This window comes from Streptomyces sp. NPDC026062 (genome assembly GCF_055568375.1).
The window spans coordinates 84,615-105,745 of sequence record NZ_JBVHOQ010000031.1; the positions used below are offsets into that span (position 1 = coordinate 84,615).

Sequence of the window (21,131 nt, forward strand, 5' to 3'; positions counted from 1 at the left end):
GGGCGGTCCGGCACGGTCGGGTGCCGGGCCTTCGGGCGTGGGTCACGGCCTGAGCGAGGGCACCGAGGCGCACCTCGGGGTTCGTCGTCCCGCCCGGAAGGCGCTTTCGCTCTCCCGGCCACGGTCCGGACGAACCTCAGTGAAAGCCCGACGTCGGTTCGCTCCGGCATCCGGTGTCATGGGTTCAGACGCGCCGACAGGAAGTCGCAGGGAGATTCCTCGGCCGAGGAGTTGCCGGAAGCGGCCGAAACGATCAGATCCTCGAAGGCGAGCAGCAGGCGCTCGCCTTCCATGTGGCGCGTCATGCTTTCGACGGTCAGGATGATTCCAGGTACCTCCCCTCGGGAATCCCCGTAGAGGAGGATCGTGAGGCACTTGGAACCCGCTTCGTAGAAGATGCCGCCGTCATGCCGGATTTCCGTCTTGCCGGCGAGCTCGGCCAGGGGTTTCTTCGAGAATCCTCCCGCCTGCGGACCGGACATGTCGTTGAACCCGAAGTCGGGGACCATGGCCACCGAGTCCAGGTACTCCATTTCCTGGCGGAGCCGCCTGAGTTCATCAGGGTTGTACTGGCCGTTGAAATAGGCGTCCAGGGCGGCGTCGAACGCACCGGAACAAATGTCGCGGTACCCGGCCTTGAGGTTTCCGACCATCCCGAAGGCGTCTTGCACCAAGTGGCCGACATATGCATGGTCGGATTCGTCGAGGCGATTGGCGGACGGCGCCTTGAAAGTACAGTCTTCAAGGCCGGTGAGCACACCGGCCAGGGCGGCCGTGGTGCCCAGGAATATCGATGAAGTCGTCACCGCGTAACGTTCAGACAGGATCTCCGCGCCTCGCCATGCCGCAGGCGAGCTCATGAGGGTTGTGGGATTCAGGAACTTTCGGTCGCGGTACCGGGTGAAAATCGATTCCCAGTGCTGGAGCGCTGAGGCATGCGTAGCCCTGGCGGGCTTCTCCTGTTCCTTCCTTGCGCGATCGAGCGGCTGGAGGTTCGCGGCCGCGGGAATCTGGTACTGGCCATCCGAAAGACGCCTCTCCAAGTGTTCCTGGAGAGCAGCACAACCCAGACCGTCAAGGGCCAGATGTGTGGCCGCCATGATCAGGTGCGTTGGATTTCCGTTGACCGTGAGGATTCCCCAGCGCACCGGTAGGTGTGTACCCGGATCGTAGTCGAACCGAGCCACGTACGCGGCAAACCTGTCGGCCGTCGCCGCATGCTGATCGTCATCCATTTCCTGGATCACGATCTCCATGCTTCCTGACGATTCGACTATCTGCGTCAGACCTTCGGTTTCGTCGATGACGTATCTGGTGCGCAGGGCCTCAAAATTTTCCATGGCCCACCGCAAGGCATCCGTCAGGCTTTCGAGGTCCGCCCCTTGTGCCATCTTTTGGATTTTGGGGATGAGCCCCTTTCTCCTGATTCCCTGCCATGTCCCTTTCTGCGCCCACGTGGCCGGCGCACGGCCGCCGCGAGAGCCCGAGAAATCGACCGTCAACATTTCTTTCATGATGCCTCCAGTTCATCCTTCGATCGGCGCGGTGTCGAACCGTTCTGCACTAACTGGTCGGAGAGCTGGACGGCTGCCCCTCCGCAGGTACGGATTGCGGCCTGTCCGAGGGGATGAAGGCCGCACCGATCCCGGTGAGCGCCATGATGCCGGCGGCGATGTTCATGGTGAATACGATTCCGATTTGCTCACCCATCACCGACGCACCTGCCGTGCCTGCCAGTTGTCCGAGCGCCCCCATGAGGATCGCGACCGATGAGATACGGCCCAGAATCTTGTCTCCCGAGTACCGTTGAATCATCGTCAGGTTGATCACCGATATACAGACCATGGGAACGCCGATGGCTGCGAAGAAGACTCCGGCAAATATCACATTCCGCACATTGAACGCCAGAATGAAAAGCAGCCCGGATATCGGAAAGGCCGCGAACAACGCTCGACGGATGTCGAGTCTGCTCAGAACTGTTTTGCTCAGTCCCGCCCCGAGCAGTGTCCCCCCGCCGAATGCGGCCATCAGCAGTCCCAGCGCGACAGGGCCGACACCCAGGATGTTCGATGTGTAAGGAACCAGCAGTGAGTTCATCGAGCCCGATGCCAGACTGATCATGAGGGACATCATCAGAATGGCGGGGAGGCCTCGGGTATTGAGGGCGTAGATCCATCCTTCGGCAAGCTCGGTGCGAAAACTGGCGAGTGCCGCACGCACCTGACGCGGTTCCGATGCGGTCGCACTGCGATCAGAGATGGGCGTCTCATGCCTGATCGCAAAGATCAGGATGGCGGACAGGAGGTAACTCAGCGCATCTACCAGGACAATGGCCTGAAAACCAGTGAGCGCATATACGGCTCCGCCGGCAGGAGCGCCGCCGAGACGTACCAGCGATCGGACCGTCGCCGAAAGAGAGTTCGCTTCTGCCAGCCCTTCCGCTCGCCCTGTGATGGCGGGCGTAATCGCTTGCGCAGCAGGGTTGAAGAACTGCCCGATGGAACTCTCGACCATCAATGCCACATAGATGATCCAGACATCGGAAGGGTCACGCACGAAGAACATCGAACAGACGGCGACTGCCTGAATCAGATTCGACACGAGCATGGTTTTCCGGCGATTCCAGCGGTCGACCAGAACGCCCGAGAACGGCCCGATGAGAATGGCCGGAATCGCTCCCACCGCCAGAGACATTCCACTGGCCATGGGTGAATCTGTCAGCTTCAGGACGTAATAGGATACGGCGAGAAGCATGAACCAGTCGCCTACGCTCGACAGGAACTGCGCGCTCAGGAGCAGGCGGAAATCTCGATTGCGCAGTACGGCGTACATGCAAATTCTCCTCGATGATTGTGGATCGCTCATGGATGAGCAGCTGCGTCCGTCTGTTACACGGAAAACGCAGAGCGCGCCGAAGCATCGAGCAGTGTGATTACTTCGTCGGCGTGCGAGCCCACGAAGAAGTGACCGGCATCCAGCAGCCGGTATTCGAACCCACCGGTCGCGCACGCCTCCCACTCGGCGACGTGGGCTGCCTCGACCATCGAGTCCTGGGCTCCCGCGAACGCCAGCAGTGGGCACCGTACGGGTGCCGGCGGCAGGACCGGCACATAGCTGTCGAACAGAGTGAGGTCGGCGGCCAGCACCGGAAGGATCAGATCGAGCAACTCCCGGTGGGCGAAAACCTCTTGCGGGGTGCCGCCGTAGCTCCGGAGGACATCGACCAGGTCCGCACGGCCGTACGGCCGGGGCAGGCGCGGGGGCACGGCTGCCCTGCGCTGTGGTGCCACCGTGGCTCCCAAGGCCAGACACAGCGGTGGCCGCACTCCGCGCGCGGTCAGCTCCGCCTGCACCTCGTAGGCGAGCAGGCCCCCCATGCTGTGACCGTAGAGCGCCCATGGCAGACCGTCTGCCAGCAGTGCCTCCAGCGTCTCCACGACCTCGGCGACGGCGGACGCCGGGGAGCTGTACGGCGCTTGCCCCATCCGTGACTCACGGCCGGGGAGCCGCACCGCGCACAGCTCGACGTCCTGCGGCAGCCGGGACATCCACGGCGCGTACGCGGAGGCACCGGCCCCGGCGTGGTGGAGGCACACCAGCCGGTACAGCGGACGGCCCGTCGCAGACCACAGGAGAACTCGGTCGGGGAACGGGAAAACAGCGTCCGACAGCGTGGTGCCCGTCATCCGTGCCCTCCGTCTTCGACCGGTCCCGGCGCCGACTCGCGCAGGCTGCGTGGACGCATGTCGGTCCATCGCTCCTCGATCCTGTCCAGGCAGTACGTGCGCGAACCGCGCTCGTCCGCTTCGCACCAGCCCGCGGGAAGATCCAGGGCGGTCGGCCAGATCGAGTACTGCTCCTCGCCGTTGAACACGACGGTGTACTCGTCGAACGGGTCGCTTCTGTCAGTGAACATCTCAGCTGCTTTCCTGGCCTGCGTCGGATCGGTGGGCTGCGGGCCGGCCCTCGGCCAGGACGCCTGCCTCGTCCTCGGGCAGGTCCTCCAAGTGCCGTTCCAGGGCCTCCTCCACCAGCACCGCGCACTTCTCGATCGTGCGGGCCCGCAGGACATCCCGGAGCGGGACGTCCACCCCGGCACCTCGGCTGATGCGGGAACCCAGCTGCGTTGCCTTGATCGAGTTGCCGCCGGCGGCGAAGAAGTCGTCCACCACCGAGGGGCTCGTCACGCCCAGCACTTCGCACCAGATCCCGGCGACGAACTCCTCGGTCTCCGTACGAGGCAAGACCCTGCCGTCCTGACTGGCGGCCTGCTCCGGTGAGGGCAGCGCGGCCCGGTCCAGTTTGCCGTTTCCGGTCAGTGGCATCCGGTCCAGGACGACAACGACGGACGGCACCATGTGCTGCGGCAGCAGTTTCTCCACGTGCGCCCGCAGCTCCCCGCCCGTCGCGAGACGCTGCTCGGCCGTGGCCGAGCGCAGCACCGCGTACGCCAGCAACCGGGCGTCGGCGCTGTCCGCTTCCGGGCCGGCACCCTGTCGCACCACGACCGCGGATTCGACGACATCGGGATGAGCGGCCAACGCCGCCTCGATCTCTCCGGGCTCGATGCGGAAACCGCGCAACTTCACCTGCTCGTCGGCCCGTCCGGCGAAGACCATGGCCGCGTCCGCCCGCCACCGCACCAGGTCGCCCGTGCGGTACATGCGGGCTCCGGGCGGCCCGTACGGGTCGGGCAGGAAGGCCGCGGCGGTGCGGCCCGGCATTCCCAGGTAGCCCCGGGCGACACCGGGACCGGCCAGATACAGTTCCCCGATCGCACCGACCGGGACCGGGCGCAGCGCCGGGTCCAGCGCGTAGGCGCGGAAGCCGGGCACAGGAGCGCCGATCGGCGGACCGCCCATGCCGGCTCGCGCCTCCTGCCACGTCGCCCAGACCGTGGTCTCGGTGGGGCCGTAGGCGTTGACCATCCGCCGGCCCCCGGCCCAGCGGTCGACCAGGGCCTCGGGCAGCGCCTCCCCGGCCGCGACCAGGAGCCGCAGCCCGGGCAGCGCGGCCTCGGGCAGCGCGGCCAGTGCCGACGGCGGGATGGTCAGCACCGTGATCCCCGCGTCCCCGAGCAGCCGCGCCAGAGCCGGTCCGGGCACTACCTCGTCGCGTCCCGCCAGGTGGAGCCGGGCCCCGGCGGCCAGCGCCATCACCATTTCGAACACGGAGGCGTCGAAGCTGGCGGACGCCCATTGGAGCACACGGTCGTCGCCGGTCAGCGCGAACGTCTCCCGCTGCGCCGTCATCAGGTTCACCAGGCCGCGGTGCGTGAGCATGGTGCCCTTCGGCACGCCGGTGGAGCCGGAGGTGTAAATGACGTACGCCAGGTTGCCGGGCCGCACCCCGTCGTCCTCGACCGGATCGCCGCTCTCCCGCCCGATGGCTCGCGCATGCGCGTCCAGCAGCACCGTGCGCCGGCCCTCACGCGGCAGCCGGTCCCGCAACGCCCGGTGGCTGAGCACCACGGGCGGGGCCGCGTCGCGCAGCATGTGCGCCAGCCGTTCCTGCGGATAGGCCGGGTCCAGCGGCAGGTAGGCACCACCGGCCCGCAGCACGGCGAGCAACGCCACCGGAAGGTCCACGCCCCGCTCCAGGCACACGCCCACCGGCACGTCGGGGCCCACGCCGAGCCGCCGCAGATAGCGGGCCAGCCGGTCGGCCCGCAGCGACAGTTCCCCGTAGGTGAGGGACACGTCGCCGTGCACCAGTGCCGTGGCGTCAGGACGGGCCCGCACGGCCTCGTCAAGCACGTCGTGGGCACGTACAGCGGAGTCGCGGACCGCGGGTCCCTCCGCACCGGCCCGGCCCCATTCGCCCACCAGCAGGTGTTCGTCCGCCGCGTCGAGCAGCGGGATGTCATGGATCGCCCGCTCCGGTCCGGCGGCGACGGCTTCCAGGACACCGCGCAGCGCGCCCAGCAGACGGCGCACCGCCACGGTGTCGTAGCGGTCGCGGTCGTACCCCAGCCGGACCGACAGTTCGGCGCCGGGCACCACCATCACCGACAGCGGGTAGTTCGTGCGGTACCGGTAGGTGCCACCACGCACCCGCAGCGCGCCCTCGCGACCGCCCAGCGTCTCGATGCCCGGCACATTCAGATATGTCATGATCGTCTCGAACAGTGGTGTACCGGAGGGGAGTTCGCTCCACTCCTGCACCTGCATCAGCGGGCTGTGGTCATGGGCCCGCCGCTCGCCCTCCTCCTGCTGGAGCCGGGCACAGCAGTCGGCGAACGACTCCCCGGGCGTGAGACGCACCCGCACCGGCAGTGTGTTGATGAACAGACCTGCGGTGTGCTCCACGCCGGGCAGCTGCGGCGGCCGGTTCGACACGGTCGTCCCGAACACCACGTCGTCCCGGCCGCTGTACCGGCCCAGCACCAGTGCCCAGGCGGTCTGGAGCACCGAGTTGAGGGTGAGATGGTGCCGGCGGGCCAGCGCGGTGAGCGTGGCGGTGGTCTCCCGGGAGAGCGTCAGCACTTCCTCCGGGCTCTCCCCTGTCTCCCCGGCCTCCTCCCCTTCCGCCGGCGGGCACGTGGCACCACGTACCTGTGCCGTGCCCGGCAGCGGGGTCGGCTCGGCGAAACCGTGGAGGGCGTGCCGCCAGTACTCCTCGGTTCCGGTGAGTTCCTGCTGGTGCAGCCAGGCCACGTACGTCCGGTACGGCGGCACGGCCTGACGGGGCGCGGCGGCCGCGTCGGCGTAGTCGGTGAACGCCTCGTCCAGAACCATCAGCGCGGACCAGGCGTCCAGCAGCAGATGGTGGTACCGGAATGCGAAGGTCCGGCGCTCGTCGGCGTGCCGGACAAGGCTGAGCCGGAACAGCGGCGGCCGCTCCAGGTCGAAACCGCGCCGCCGGTCCGCGGCGAGGAAATCCTCCAGGGCGCGGTCGTCCGAGCCGGGCCGGTCGCGCCAGTCGTGGCGTTCCACGGGCAGCTCCGCATCGCGGTGCACCACCTGCACGAGTTCCTCGATGCCTTCCCAGTGGAAGGAGGTGCGCAGTGTCTCGTGGCGGGCCATCGCACTCCGCCACACCTGCTCGAAGCGGTCTTCGTCGAGCGGCCCGTCGAGGGTGTGGACGACCTGGTCGACGTAGAACGCCGCCTCCGGGTCGACCAGGCTGTGGTACAGCAGGCCTTGTTGCATGAAGGACAGTCGGTAGACGCCTTCCGGGGAATCGAGTGTCATGACTGTGCCTCTCCGGCCTCGAAATGCGTGGACGTTCGTGTTCGCTCCGGCAGCCGGCCCCCGGCCGCGCGCAGCCGTGCCGCGAGCAGGGAGGGGACGGGGCCCGGGGCCTTCTGCGGGCTGCCACTCAGCTGATCAAGCAGCAGGACCCGGCTCGCCTCGCTCAGCACGGGCGTCGCCGCGTCCGCCACACCTTCGGCACGCACGGGCTCCTGGGGTTCGGTCTCCACGTCCCGCCGTGCTCGCAGGAGCCCTCGGACGGTGGGGCTGCGGAAGAACTCCGACTCCTTCAGCACCAGGCTCCGTCGGCGCGCGCGGGTGGTGATGGCCAGCGCCATCATCGAGTCGCCGCCCAGGGCGAAGAAGTCGTCCTCGACACCGATGGGGCGGATCCGGAAGACCTCCTGCCACAGCTCGGCCAGTGCCTCCTCCTCGCTGCCCGTCGGCGCCTGGTACGCGCCGAGGCCGGCCGGCCGCGGATGCCAGCTGCCGCGGTCCACGGCGGCCGGGGCCACCGGCGGCGCCGTCCGCAGCGCGAGCACATGGGCGGGCACCGGCTCCGCCAGCACCCGGTCGAGCAGCCCCGCGGCCTCTTCCGGTGCGAGGACGCCGATGTCCTGGGCGGCCAGCCGGTCCAGGTCCCGCGATGCCAGCCGGGTCGTCATGCCGGTGTCGGCCCACGCGCCCCATGCGACCGAGGTGACCGGCAGCCCCTCGCGGCGCCAGCTGTGCGCGAGTGCGTCCAGGGCGGCGTTGGCCGCGGCGTACCCGCCCTGCCCGAGCGTGCCGTGGGTGCCCGCCGCCGACGAGAACAGCAGGAGGAAGTCGAGGTCGGCGCCCTCCAGCGCCGCGCGCAGCGTCCGGGCTCCAGCCGTCTTGGGTGCGGCCACCTCACGCAGCCGGCCGGCGTCCTGCCGTACGAGGATGCCGTCGTCGAGCACACCGGCCGCGTGCACCACGCCCCGCAGCGGCGGCCCGTCGTGGCGCAGTTCGGCCAGCGCCGCGCGCAGGGCCTCCGCGCTGCTGACGTCGGCGCGCGGCAGCCGGACCGTGACGCCCTTCGCGCGCAACGCCTTCACCTCGGTCTCGGCCTCCGGGCTCAGCGGCCCGCGCGCCAGCAGCGCCAGGTGGGACGCCCCGCGCTCGGCGAGATGGCGGGCCACCCGCAGCCCGATACCGCCGGTGCCGCCGGTGACCAGGTACAGGGCGTCCTCGCGCAGCCGTGGCTGTTCGGCCCCGGCCGGGGGCAGGTCGGTGATCCGTGGAGCCAGCCGCCGGCCCGCACGGTGCACGACAGTCCGATGAGTCCGGTCCCCCCTGGTCAACTCGAAGGCAAGCCGGTCCAGTTCGCCGGAGGCCACCGGCTCGGACGGGTCGAGGTCGATCAATGAACAGGCGCTCTCCGGCAGTTCGGCGGCGGCGACCCGTCCCAGTCCCCATACGGAGGCGAGTTCGGGTACGGCCCGCTCGCCGGGGGCCACGCACTGGGCGCCGCGGGTCACCAGCCACAGGTGCGGCGTGGCTGTCGCAGCGGCGACTGCCTGCACCAGGTGCAGTGCCCCGGCGGCCGGCTGCACCTCACCGACGGCACCGGTCCACAGTCCGACGACGCCGTCCACCGGGCCGCCCGCCGCACGCGCCACGGCCCGGGCGATCTCCTCGGGCCGGCCCAGGCCGATTCCGTCGGCCACCAGACACTCGGCTCTGCCCGACTCCCGAAGCGCCCGGGCCAGTCCGGCGCCGGCTTCGGCGTCCTCGGAGACCACCAGCCAGCGCTTTGCCCGGCCCTCGGGGGCGGCCACGGGAGACAGCGGGGATGCCGCCTTCCAGCGCACCGTACGCAGCACGGTCTCGCCACCGGCACCCAGCAACGTCGCCCTGTCCACCTGGCGCAGCCGCACGCCCGTCATGTCGAGCACCGGGTGTTCCCGGTCGTCGACGAGACGCACGTCGACGACCAGGTCGTCCCCGTCGTCCTGCGGCGAGGCCCCTTCGCGCAGGTGCAGCCAGAGTGTGGCGTCCTCGGCCGGCGTGCTGTGGAACACCAACCGGTCCACCTGCACCGGGACGTGCAGGCTCGTGCTGCCCGGGGCGCCCTCGGGCACCAGCACCATGGCGGCCTGGAAGCACGAGTCGATCAGGCCGGGGTGCAGGACGTGTCCGGAACCGGCCGTCTCCGGCCGGATCAGCTCGGCCAGCGCCTCCCCGCCGCGGTGCCGGATCCGGCGGATCCACCGGAAGGAGCGGCCGAGGCCGTAGCCGGCCCGGTCCATCCGGGCGTGCAGTTCCTCGCCCGCGGTCTCCTGTGTGCATCGCTCGCGTACGTCGGCGAGCGGCTCACGGACCTCGGCCCGCTCCGCCGGTCCGCCTCCGGTCTCGACGACGCCCGTGGCGTGGCTCGTCCACACGGGCCGCTCCTCGTCGGCGGGGGCGGAGACCACCTGGAAGGAATGGCCGTCCGTGTCCGTGGCGGGCGCGGCAAGCACGATCTGAACCTCGCGCGTCCGCCCCTCGGCCAGCGACAGCGCCCGGGGGAACATCAGCTCGTGGGCGCGGCAGGATCCCGCGCCGTACTCCGCCCGCGCCGCGTCCAGCAGCAGCGCGAGGTGGGACGCTCCGGGCACCACGACCGTGCCGAACAGCAGATGGTCGGGCAGGTGCCCCGGGGAGTGCTCGTCGTAGGGGCGGTGGAAGACGGTGCCCCGTACGGCAGGCGAGCGCAGCCGCGTCCCGAGGTGAGAGCCGGACGTGGCGGCCGGTCCACGGGGCGTGGCCTGCCGGGCACCACGTGTGTCCCGCCAGTGTCGCCGCCGCTGGAACGGATAGGTCGGCAGTGCCGCCTTCCTCGGCCTCGCCGTCGGTTCGTCCAGCGCTTCCCAGGTCACGTGCGCGCCCAGCACGTACAGCTGTCCCAGCACGTCCAGCATCTGGGTCGTCCCGTCCGCGGACCGCACCATGGAGGCCGGCCAGCGGACCTGACCGGGCGGGGCCACCTCGCTGCGGCGGGCCAGACCTGTCAGGACCGGCTGGGGGCCGACCTCCAGACAGACGTCGTAGCCGTCCCGCGCCAGGGCACGCACCGCCTGGTCGAAGCGGACCGGCTCGCGAAGGTTGCGCAGCCAGTACCCCGGGTCCGCCGGATCGGCCGGTTCGAGGCGCTCACCGGTCACGGTGGAGAAGAAGGGCAGCCGCGCAGGGCTCAGCGCGGTCTCGGACAGCCTCGGCGCGAACCCCTCCAGCGCGGGGTCCATCAGCGGCGAGTGAAAGGCGTGCGCCACGTCCAGCCGCCGCCCCCGCACACCGACGGCGGCAAGCTCGGCCAGCAGGGCATCCACGGCCGCAGGCGCGCCCGAAACCACGGTCTCCCGCGGCCCGTTGTACGCGGCCACGCAGAGCGGACCGTCGGTCCGGCGGTGGCCGGCCACCGCAAGGCTCACCTGCTCGGGGGCCGCGAACACGGCCGCCATCGCGCCGTCGCCGGGCGTGGCCGACATCAGCCGGCCGCGCTCGGCGACCAGACGCAGGGCGGTACGCGGCAGCAGCACACCCGCGGCACAGGCCGCCGCGTACTCGCCGAGACTGTGTCCCAGCACCGCGGAGGGCCGGACCCCCCAGGATTCCCATAGTTCCAGCAGGGCGTACTGCACGGCGAACACCGCCGGCTGCGCGTACGCCGTGTCGTCCAGCACGGCCGCGTCGTCGTCGCCTCCGGCGCCGAACATGACCTCGGTCAAAGGGCGTTCCAGCACATCGTCGAGCCATCCGGCGCACCGGTCCACGGCCGCCCGGAACACCGGCTGGTCCCGGTAGAGGCCGCGCCCCATGCCCACGTACTGCGAGCCCTGTCCCGTGAACAGAAAGGCCACCCGCGGTGCAGTTGCCCGCACGGCGTGGTCGGTGGCGGCTTGCGCGGACAGCAGCCGCGCCGCCTCGGCGCCGCCGGAGGCAACCACGGCGAGCCGGTGGCTGAAATGGCCGCGCCCGCGCCCGGCGGTGTGTGTCACATCGGCCCACGGCAGGCCGTCCTCGGCGAGCCGGTCGGCGTAGCGGGCCGCGAGCGCGCGCAGCGCCAGCGGATCCCGCGCCGACAGCGGCAGCAGACGAGGGCGACGCTCGGTGTCGGCTGTCGCGGGCCGCTCGGCACGCGCCGCAGGCGGCGCCCCGGCCACCACGACATGCGCGTTCGTGCCGCCGATCCCGAAGGAGCTGATACCCGCGACGCGGTCGCCCTCGCTCTCGTTCTCGGGCCACGGCGTGCCCTCCACCGGTACCCGCACTGCCAGTTGCGACCAGGGGATGTGCGGGCTGGGCCGCTGGAAGTGCAGGTGCGCGGGGATCTCGCCATGGTGCAGGGCCAGCACGACCTTGATCAGCGAGGCGACGCCGGCCGCCGCTTCGAGATGCCCGATGTTCGTCTTCACCGACCCGGCGACCAACGGCCTTCCGGCCGGGCGGTCCGCCGCCAGCACGGCACCGAACGCCCCCACCTCGATGGGGTCACCGAGCGGCGTCCCCGTGCCGTGCGCCTCCAGGTAGTCCACCTCGGAGGCCTCGGTGGACGCGTCGGCCAGCGCGGCACGCAACAGTGACTGCTGGGAGGCACCGTTGGGCACGGTCAGGCCGGCGCTCGGCCCGTCGTGGTTCACGGCGGAACCCCGGATCACGGCCAGTACCTGGTCCTGCGCCGCCACGGCGTCCGACAGCCGCTTGAGCACCACGACACCACAGCCCTCGCCGCGAGCGTAGCCGTCCGCGTCGGCGTCGAAGGTGCGGCAGCGCCCCTCCGGGGACAGCGCGCGGGCGCGCGACAGGAACAGCGTGATCTCCGGCGTCAGCATCAGATGCACCCCGCAGGCCAGGGCCATGTCGCTCTCGCCCAGACGCAGACTGCGCACCGCCAGGTGCACGGCCACCAGGGAGGACGAACAGCCGGTGTCCACCGCCATGCTGGGGCCGGTCAGCCCCAGCGTGTGCGAGATGCGGCCCGCGGCGGCGCAGAACAGGTTGCCCGTGCCGGTGTAGGCGTCGATGGCCTCCTCGTCAGCCGTCTGCAGCGACTTGTAGTCGTCGATGCCCATGCCGACGAAGACCCCGGTCCGTGACCCGGACAGCGTGCCCGGTGCCTGGCCCGCGTGCTCCAGGGCCTCCCAGGACACCTCCAGCAGCAGCCGCTGCTGCGGGTCGAGGCTCTCCGCCTCCCGCGGTGAGATCCCGAAGAACGCGGCGTCGAAACGGTCGACCGGCTCGGTGAGAAAGCCACCGCGTCGTGCGTAGACGCGTCCGGGACGCTCCGGGTCCGGGTCGTACAGCCGGTCGGCGTCCCAGCGGTCGGGCGGCACCGGCAGGGTGGCGTCGACGCCGTCGCGCAGCAGCTGCCAGTACGCCTGTGGTCCGTCGGCGCCGCCCGGGAAGCGGCAGCCGAGACCTACCACCGCGATCGGCTCGGCGCCGTGCTTCCCGGCCGGGGCCGGCGCCCTGTCGTCGGGGGCTGTTCCCGATGCTGCGGCGGGCGCGGTGCCGGTGTGCGGGGAGCCGCTGGGGCGCGCGCGCACCTGTTCCAACAGGGCGCGCTTCTCCGGAGAGAGGCCGGCCAGACGCTCCGACAGATCCTTCATAGTTCTTTCCCCTGAAATCAGTCGTCGGACAGCTCGGCCAGGCGGCGAACCGCCTCTTCCTCGGACAGACCCTCGATCTCCGCAAGCAGCGTCTCCAGGTCCGTGTCCGAGCCACCCGTCCCGGCATACCGGTCGGCCGGCTGTGCCCGGCCGTCGTCCCCTCCGGTGGGGTACGTGTCCGCCTCGGGCACGCAGGCCTGGGCGGCGGCGGCTTCGCGCGTCGCGTTCTCCGCCGTCACCAGCAGTCCGGCGGTGTACGCCGTGAGCGCGGCGACGCTGGGGTGGTCGAAGACGGTGGTGGCGGGGAGCTTCACTTCGTCGCCGAGGTCCTGGCTCAGTCTCTCCGCGAGACCCACGGCGTCCATGGAGTCCAGGCCGAGGTCGAAGAACCCGGCCTCGCGGTCCACCCGTCGTGGATCGGTCATGCCCAGGGCCTCGGCCACGCGCAGCGCGACGTGGTCGCCGAGCAGTGCACCGTGGTCTTCGGGACGGGCCTGGGCCAGCTGTTGCCCAAGCCGCGGTTCCCGCGTCTCCGTCCGGGCCGGGACATCGTCCTCGGCCAGCACCGTGCGCAGGTGGGCCGGGGCCGAGGCGCGCGGCAACTGCGCCGCGTACCTTGCCCAGTCGATGTCCAGGACCAGCTCGTGCGGTCCGGCCGCGCCGGTGAGCGCCCGGTCGAACGCCCGCAGGCCCAACTGCGGATCCAGCGGAGTCAGCCCCCGTTCCGGCCATCGCTGCCGGGCTGCCTCACCGGACGTCATGCCCACCTCGTGCCACGGTCCCCAGCCGATGCTGGCGGCCGTCACACCGCGCGCCCTACGGCCCAGCGCGATCCGGTCCAGCACGGCGTTGGCGGCGGTGTACCCGGACTGGCCGGCCGAACCGAGTGCCGCCGTGAAGGAGGAGAAGAGCACGAAGAAGTCCAGCGGCATGTCGCCGGTCAGCTCGTCCAAGAGCAGTGCGCCGCCCGCTTTGCCCGCCAGCACGTGGCGCAGGCGCTGCGGGGTCTGCTGAAGGAGGACGCCGTCGTCGAGCGCACCGGCCGCGTGGACGATGCCGCGCAGCGGCGCCGCCTCGACCGACATCAGCCGCACCAGCCGTTCGACATCGTCACGGCGGGCCAGATCGGTGCGGACGACGGTGACCCGGGCGCCGGTCTCCCTCACCTCGTCGAGTACGTGACGTGCCTGAGCGGACGGTTCGCCGCGGGCAGCCAGGAACAGCCGGCGTGCGCCGAGTCCGGCCAGGTGGCGGGTCACCAGCAGTCCGATGCCTCCGGTGCCACCGGTGACCAGGTAGGCGGCGTCCGGGTCCAGGAACGGGACCGGCGCGTCACCGGGCTCCGGCGCCGCCGGGGCGAGCCGCGCCGCGAGCCGCGCTCCGGCGCGCAGAGCGAGCCGGTCCTCGCTGCCGGCCGAGTGGAGTTCGGCCGCCAGCAGGTCTGCGGTCAGGCCGGGCGCGGAGCCGTCGACGTCGACCACTCCACCCCAGAGAGCGGGGTGTTCCTGGGCCACCGTCGCTCCGAAGCCCCACAGCGCCGCCCCGGCCGCGGCGGCGTTCCCGGTCGCGGCCTCGGAACCGGTGACGGACCCCGCGTCCGGGCGGGCCGACCGGGTCACGCACCACAGCCGGCCGGCGTCCGCCGGGGAGCGGGCCGCCAGGCACCGCACCAGTGCCAGGGCCGACGCGGTGACCTCACCCATGAGGTCCCCGCCGGTACCGGTCCCGGTCTGGGCGGCGTGCAGGTGGACGGCTCCGCGCAGGGGGCCGCCCATCCGGTCGAGCGCCGCCGTCAGGGCCGTGCCGAGATCGTCGGTCTCCGCCGGAACGGCCGTCACCGTGCCGCCGGCCGCGCGCAGCCGGTCGGCCAGTTCCCCGGCCAGCGCCTGCCCGCCGACGAGCAGCCAATGACCCGCGAGATTCCCGTGGTCCGGAGCGGGCAGGGCCGGCAGGGGTGTCCACCGCACGGTGTAGCGGGGCAGCTGCGCCGACGGGCCCTGTTCACCGGCCGCCGGACCGGCAGCTGTCTCCCTGCCGTCCGGGGTCCGCCGCTCGGCCTCCTCGGAGAGCAGACGCAACAGCCGGGGAAGCGCGGCTCGTTCGGCCTCTCCGAGGTCCGACCGCGTACCGAGCCGGGCGGCGAGCGCCTCCAGCTGTTCCTGGAACACCGGTTCCGTCCGGGTGCGGGCCTCCAAGGGCGCCTCGTCCACCCAGTACCGTTCCCGCTGCCACGGGTAGGCGGGCAACCGGACGGAACGGGCCGCGGGCGACGGCACCGCCTCCCGGCGCGCCGGATGCCCAGCCGCCCACAGCGCGCCGCGTGACACCAGCGGTGTGTGCGTGTCGTCGCCCCGGCGCAGCGACGGTACGACGACGCGTCGAGGGTCATGACGGTCCGCCAGGCACTCCACTACGGCCGGAGTCAGCACCGGATGCGGGCCGATCTCCACGAAGTCGTCGCAGCCGAGCCCGCCGAGCGCGTCCACGGCGTCGCGGAACCGGGCCGGGTGCCGGACGGTCCGGCCCCAGTACGCGGCGTCCAGGTCCACGCACCGGGCCTCGCCTCCGGTGAGGGTGGAGACGAACGGCAGCCGGCCGGCTGCCGGGCGCACCCGGGCCAGTCGCTCGGTGAGTTCGGCGGCGAAGGGCTCCCTCTGCGGGCCGTGGGAGGAATGGCCGACGGCCTGTTCCTCCACACGGCCCCGTTCGACCGCGACGCGCAGCGCGTCCTCCGGCCCCATCGCGCCGGCCACGCATGCGGCGGCAATCTCTCCGGCGCCGTGACCGGCAACCGCGTCCGGCCGTACACCCCAGTGGTCCCACAGCTCCACCAGTGCCAGCTGCACCGCGCACAGCGCAGGTTGGGCGACCGAGGTGGAGTCGAACCGGAGGTGGTCCTCCGCCTCCCCGAGGACGCGGAACAGTGACCAGCCGGCCACGTCGCGGAGTATCCCGTCGTATCGCTCCAGCGCCGCGCGGAACACCGGCTCGCGGCGACTCAGGCCGAGGCCCATGCCGGCCCACTCGGTGCCCTGTTCCGAGAAGACGAACGCCGACTTGCGCGGCCGCCGCGACACGGAGCCCACCCGAAGCGAGGCGTCCGGCAGGCCCGCTGCGGCCCGGCGCAGCAGGGCGACCCCGTCATCGCGGTCCCGGAACACGGCGGCGACCCGGTGCCTTCCGCCGCTCCTGAGCCGGGCCGCCGCAGCGCACACGGCGTCCATGGCCGCCTCCGGGGCGGCGGCGTCCAGCAGGTCGGCCACCGCACCGGCCTGGGCGCGGGCCGCCTCCGGGCTGTGTGCGGCCAGCGTCAGCAGCCGTGGCTCAGCCGTCGGCGCGGACGGGCCCGGGAGTCCGGGCGTGGGCGCGGCGACGTCGAACCCGGCTCGGTGCAGCCGCGACGCCGCCGTGAGCAGCGAGGTACGGGCGTCCTGGTCGCGGTGGAGTGAGGCGCACACCGGGACGTGCTCGGCGTCCGGGCCGCGCGCGGCAGCGGTCTCGGAGATCGCCCGGCCGAGCACCGGATGCGGGCCGACTTCCAGGAACGCGACGGGGCCGTCGTCCAGCACTCGCCCGACGGCGTCGGCGAACAGGACCGGCTCGCGCAGGTTCCGCCTCCAATAGCCGGCGTCCGGGCCGTCGACGAGTGGCGCGGCCGTCACGGTGGAGAGCAGCGGGGTCCGGGGCGGGAGCGGCCGGATCCCGGCCAGCTCCGTGGCCAGTTCGGGCAGCAGTGGATCGCAGTGGGCGGTGTGCGAGGCCACGCCCATGGCGACACGGTGCACGGGCACCGCTTGCTCGCGCAGGGCGGTCAGGCACTGTTCGACCGCGTCCGGGTCTCCGGCGAGCACCGTGGCCGACGGACTGTTCCGCCCGGCCACCTCGACCCGGCCGGCACCGTAGCGGGCGGCGGCCTCGGCGGCCCGGTCCGCGTCGAGCTCCACCACGGCCACGGCACCCGCGCCGTCGATGCGTGCCATCAGCCTGCTCCGGTGGTGCACGACACGCGCCGCGTCGTACAGGCCGAGAGCGCCCGAGGCGTGCGCTGCCGCGACCTCTCCGAGGCTGTGGCCGAGCACGATGTCCGGGTGTACGCCCCAGGAGCCCCACAACGCCACCAGCGCGGTCTGCACGGTGAACACCAGGGGCTGGAGGATCTCTGTCCGCCGCAGCTGCCCGGCGTCGCCCTCCAGCAGGGTCTCCCGTACGGACCAGCCCGCCAGATCGGCGAAGACCCGGTCACAGGCGTCGACGGCGGCCCCGAACACGGGTTCCTCGCGCAGGAGATCCCGGCCCATCCCGGCCCACTGGGAGCCCTGGCCCGAGAAGACGAAGGCGAGCCGGGCCGGCTTCTCCCGGCCCCCGTCGGAGACCGCCGCGTCCCTCAGTGCGGCCACCAGGCCGGGGACCGAGCGTACGACGGCCGCGGACCGGGCGGACCCGGGTTCGGCCTGTCGGTGTGCCTCCGCCAGCAGGTGCGCGGTACCGGAACCGGGTGCGGCCCCGGCAGTGGCGTCGGCCAGGTCGCCTGCGAGCGTGCGCAGTGCGGTGGTGTCAGGTGCCGAGAGCATCAGGAGCCGGGGCTCCGGCGCCGTCGCCTCCAGGACGACGTGGCAGTTGGTGCCGCCGAAGCCGAAGGAGCTGACGCCCGCCAGGGCCGGGGTGCCGTCCTCGCGCTGCGGCCACGGACGGGCCCGGCCGACCACCTCCAGGCCCAGCCCGGCGAAGTCGATGTGCGGGCTCGGCTCTGCGAAGTGCAGGCTCGGTGGCAGCGTCCGGTGGTGGAGCGCGAGCGCCGTCTTGATCAGCCCCGCGACGCCCGCGGCCGACTCCAGATGTCCGAGGTTGGTCTTCACCGACCCGATGAGCAGGGGGGCGTCGTCCGGGCGTCCGGCGCCCAGAACCCGTCCCAGGGCGCCCGCCTCGATGGGGTCGCCGAGCGGGGTTCCGGTGCCGTGCGCCTCGACGTAGTCCACATCGTGGGGCGCGACACCGGCCCGGGCGTAGGCCTGGCGCAGCATGTCCTCCTGCGCCTGCGGGCTGGGTGCCGTCAGGCCGTTGCTGTATCCGTCGTTGTTGAGGGCGCTTCCACGGATCACGCAGTAGACCCGGTCACCGTCCGCACGTGCCTTGGAGAGCAGCTTGAGGACGACCAGGCCGCCGCCTTCGGCACGCACGTAGCCGTCCGCGCCGGCGGCGAACGCCCGGCTGCGGCCGCGCGGGGACATCGCGCCGAACTTCGTCATCGCCACGGTACTCTCCGGCGCCAGCAGCAGGTTGACGCCGCCCGCGAGAGCGGTCTCGCTGTCCCCGTCGCGCAAGCTCTGGCAGGCCAGGTGCATCGCCGTCAGAGCGCCCGAACACGCGGTGGTGACGCCGACACTCGGGCCTCGCAGGCCCAGCGTGTACGAGATCCGTGCGGCGATGACGCTCAGGTCCTCGCCGGTCGCGGTGTGCCGGCCGATCGCCTGCGGGCGTCTGCCGGTCAGGCGCGCGTAGTCGTTCCACAGTGCCGCCGTGAACACGCCGATGCGGCGGTCCCGCAGTGTGGCAGGGTCCGAGCCCGCGTCCTCCAGCGCCGTCCACGCCAGTTCCAGCATGATCCGCTGCTGCGGATCCATGTGTGCCGCCTCGCGGGGGGAAATCCCGAAGAACTGCGGGTCGAACCCATCGACGCCGTCCAGGAACCCACCCCAACGGGTCGATGCCCGGCCCGGCTCCTCCGGATCCGGGTGGTACAGGGCGGTGGCGTCCCAACGGCCTTGCGGTACCTCGGTGACGGCGTCCACGCCGTCCAGCAGCAGCCGCCAGTACGCGTCCAGGTCCCCGGCGCCCGGGAACCTGCATGCCATGCCGACCACCGCGACGGGCTCCGCAACAGGCGTGGCGGAACCGGCCGTTGTCTGTCCGGCGGCCTTGGATCCCCCGGCCACGTACTGGGCCAGTGCCTCGACGGTCGGGTACTCCCAGGCAAGGGTGGGCGGCAGATCGAGCCCGAACGCCTCGCCGAGCTCGCGAGTCAGCGAGGTGACGGCGAGGGAGTCCAGGCCCAGTTCGCTGAACCGGGCCCGCGCGTCCAGCCGGTCCTGCGTGCTGCCTGTACGGTCGGCAACCGCGGCCAGGATCAGCCCACTTACCTCGCTGACGGACGGAGTGGGGCTCGCGCCGGGTTCGCGGTCCGCGGGCGTGTTGGCTCGTCGCATCACTCGTTGGCTCCAGGGGCAGAGGAATCGTCGGCCTGGTCTGTGGGGTGGTAGGAGGTCTGCCCGGCCGGTGCGTGGCGCCGGGACGAAGCGATGCCGGGTCGGCTCGGGGACCGTTCCCACATGTGTACGAGGGCCGCCGCATCCATAAATTCGTCCTCGCGTATCGCGTCGGAGCGCACGGCGAATGGACTCCCTGTCAACCGAGGAAGAATGGTATTGCGCTCAGGAGTGAGCGACGACGTCGAAGCGCGCGCTCTCCCGGAGATGGCCCAGTATTTCCGCTTCGATGTGACGGCGTCCCGGGTGCGTCATCTGGTCGGCCACGGCGGCGTTGAAATGCCGGAGGAAATTCTTCACCTGATTCAGCGGCATTCCGCGGCGCTGGAGGTAGAAGACACTCCACTGCTCGAACCCGAACTGCGGCAGCCAGACAGAGTTCTGAACCGATGTGAACATGTCGTTGATCAGATCGCAGGCGGTTGCGGAATCCATCGTGTCGTGCGTCCAGTTGAACGCCTCACCCTGGATTCCGTACTTTTCGCGCTGCTGCCAGATCGGGGTGACCGGGTCCGCGTACCACAACTGGGCGCGGTAGAAGTCGGGGCGCCCCTCCTCGATGAGACTGATGGTCTCCTCGACGGTCTCCTCGGTCTCCCCCGGGAAACCGACGATCAGGGATGCGTAGGCAGAGATACCCACATCATTGAAGGCTTTCAGCGCAGTGAGGTAGTCCTTGCGCCTGGCCGTCTTGTTCATCCGCTTGAGCATGGCGTCGCTACCGGACTCGATACCCAGGAACACGCCCTCGCAGCCGGCCTCACGCATGAGGCCGATGGTCTCGGTGTCGCCGTGATCGCTTCGGTAGAAGGAGTTCCAGCGGAAGCCGTACCCCTTGTCGATCATCAGCCGGAGGATCTCGCGGAACCTGACCTTCGGAACGTTGAAGGTGTCGTCGATGAAGGTGACCGTACTGACGTGAGGCAGTCGGCTCAGCGCATCCAGTTCCTTCTCGACGTGCTCAAGATCCAGGTACGTGTACTTGCCCGCACGCTGCGGGAATCCGCAGAAGGCGCAGGAGAACGGGCACGACTTGGCCGTGCGGGTGGTGACGAACTCGGCGATCTGCTCCGGCGGGAACAGCTGGTAGTCGACCATGTTCTCCTCCAGCGGATTGGACTCCACCTCGGGAAGCGTCAGGGCGAACGTGTCGCCCTTCCGATAGGCCAGGTTCGGCACACCGCCCAGGTCGTTTCCGTCACGCAGCGCCTCGATCAGCCGGGCGAGCGTCTTCTCACCCTCGCGGCCGATGACGTAGATGTCGCCGCCCAGATAGTCCAGCAGGGCTTCCAGGTCGGGTCCGGACACCATCTGCGCCTGATTCGCCACATAGGGGCCGCCTATGACGATCTTGACCTTCTTGTTGCACCGGCGAATGAACTCGACGATTTCGATGATCGGCTGGGCCGACACGTACAGCGTCGTCGTGATGGCGACCGTCAGGACGTCCTGCGACTGGAGCTTCTCCCGCAGCTGGTCCTTCTCCAGGTGAAAGAGGTTCACGTAGTCGAAGGACAGCCCGGCCCGGTGAAGATATGTTCCCAGATACGTAATCACCGGCCAAAGGAAATCGGCGTTGTGGAAGTTCTGAGGAGTGTCCGGGAACTCTTCATTGTGCAGCCGGGTCAGGAGATCCAGCGAGCGAAGCGGCTCACCCTCGTGCTCCGCGTAGGCCAGGCGAAGGTCCTGGAACGCACCGGACTCCTCCCCCATCGCGCGAGTAGTTTCCACGTAATCCGCGAAAGGTGCGTCATTGAAACCGACCAGCAAACAATCCACGATTCTCCCAAATCGGACCAACCTCGGACATCGAGGCTAAACATGCAGCGGTGCCGCTCGGCGCGCCGTTGATCATCTACTCGGGGCCGATTAGAGCACATCCGTGCAACACTCATCTAGCCTTTGTTTCGATCAAGATCGTCGAAATCTTCGATTGCGGTATCTCGTGCTATTGACCCGAAACGCTTTGGGTTCTGGGGCGTTGGGCGGGTGTGAGTGATCTTGTGGGGTATGTGCGGCATCTGTCGCCGTCGGCACGAGAGGCCCTGTGGCTTCGGGCG

The 21,131-nt window shown here is 70.8% G+C and carries 8 protein-coding genes; all 8 read right to left on the bottom strand.

Annotation, left to right across the window (positions count from 1 at the left end; all coding sequences use genetic code 11):
* Positions 1-176 precede the first annotated feature (176 nt).
* Positions 177-1,514 (bottom strand): condensation domain-containing protein, encoded by a 1,338-nt coding sequence (locus ACZ4LX_RS26230; protein WP_467638596.1) that lies wholly within the window; start codon positions 1,512-1,514, stop codon positions 177-179.
* Positions 1,515-1,563: 49 nt separating this feature from the next.
* Positions 1,564-2,832 (bottom strand): MFS transporter, encoded by a 1,269-nt coding sequence (locus ACZ4LX_RS26235; protein WP_467638599.1) that lies wholly within the window; start codon positions 2,830-2,832, stop codon positions 1,564-1,566.
* A 56-nt stretch (positions 2,833-2,888) separates the two neighbouring features.
* On the bottom strand, positions 2,889-3,686 hold the full coding sequence (locus tag ACZ4LX_RS26240; RefSeq protein WP_467638602.1) for a thioesterase II family protein: 798 nt from the start codon (positions 3,684-3,686) through the stop codon (positions 2,889-2,891).
* On the bottom strand, positions 3,683-3,916 hold the full coding sequence (locus ACZ4LX_RS26245) for an MbtH family protein (RefSeq protein ID WP_467638605.1): 234 nt from the start codon (positions 3,914-3,916) through the stop codon (positions 3,683-3,685). The genes ACZ4LX_RS26240 and ACZ4LX_RS26245 overlap by 4 nt, the downstream gene beginning before the upstream one ends.
* 1 nt (position 3,917) lies before the next feature.
* Positions 3,918-7,193 carry an amino acid adenylation domain-containing protein gene (locus ACZ4LX_RS26250; RefSeq protein WP_467638608.1) on the bottom strand — a complete coding sequence of 1,092 codons (3,276 nt, stop codon included), beginning with the start codon at positions 7,191-7,193 and terminating at the stop codon, positions 3,918-3,920.
* Positions 7,190-12,808 carry a type I polyketide synthase gene (locus ACZ4LX_RS26255; RefSeq protein WP_467638610.1) on the bottom strand — a complete coding sequence of 1,873 codons (5,619 nt, stop codon included), beginning with the start codon at positions 12,806-12,808 and terminating at the stop codon, positions 7,190-7,192. Before ACZ4LX_RS26255 ends, ACZ4LX_RS26250 begins: the two co-directional genes overlap by 4 nt.
* Before the next feature lie 17 nt (positions 12,809-12,825).
* Positions 12,826-19,011, bottom strand: a complete 6,186-nt coding sequence (locus ACZ4LX_RS26260) for an SDR family NAD(P)-dependent oxidoreductase (RefSeq protein WP_467638613.1) — start codon at positions 19,009-19,011, stop codon at positions 12,826-12,828.
* 225 nt (positions 19,012-19,236) lie between these two features.
* Positions 19,237-20,850 carry a PhpK family radical SAM P-methyltransferase gene (locus ACZ4LX_RS26265; protein WP_467638616.1) on the bottom strand — a complete coding sequence of 538 codons (1,614 nt, stop codon included), beginning with the start codon at positions 20,848-20,850 and terminating at the stop codon, positions 19,237-19,239.
* Between the last annotated feature and the right edge of the window lie 281 nt (positions 20,851-21,131).

Excerpts from the sequence above, each read along its gene's own strand:
- ACZ4LX_RS26250 (WP_467638608.1), bottom strand. The coding sequence starts at position 7,193 with ATGACACTCGATTCCCCGGAAGGCGTCTACCGACTGTCCTTCATGCAA.
- ACZ4LX_RS26235 (WP_467638599.1), bottom strand. The coding sequence starts at position 2,832 with ATGTACGCCGTACTGCGCAATCGAGATTTCCGCCTGCTCCTGAGCGCG.
- ACZ4LX_RS26245 (WP_467638605.1), bottom strand. The coding sequence starts at position 3,916 with ATGTTCACTGACAGAAGCGACCCGTTCGACGAGTACACCGTCGTGTTC.
- ACZ4LX_RS26230 (WP_467638596.1), bottom strand. The coding sequence starts at position 1,514 with ATGAAAGAAATGTTGACGGTCGATTTCTCGGGCTCTCGCGGCGGCCGT.
- ACZ4LX_RS26240 (WP_467638602.1), bottom strand. The coding sequence starts at position 3,686 with ATGACGGGCACCACGCTGTCGGACGCTGTTTTCCCGTTCCCCGACCGA.
- ACZ4LX_RS26260 (WP_467638613.1), bottom strand. The coding sequence starts at position 19,011 with ATGCGACGAGCCAACACGCCCGCGGACCGCGAACCCGGCGCGAGCCCC.
- ACZ4LX_RS26255 (WP_467638610.1), bottom strand. The coding sequence starts at position 12,808 with ATGAAGGATCTGTCGGAGCGTCTGGCCGGCCTCTCTCCGGAGAAGCGC.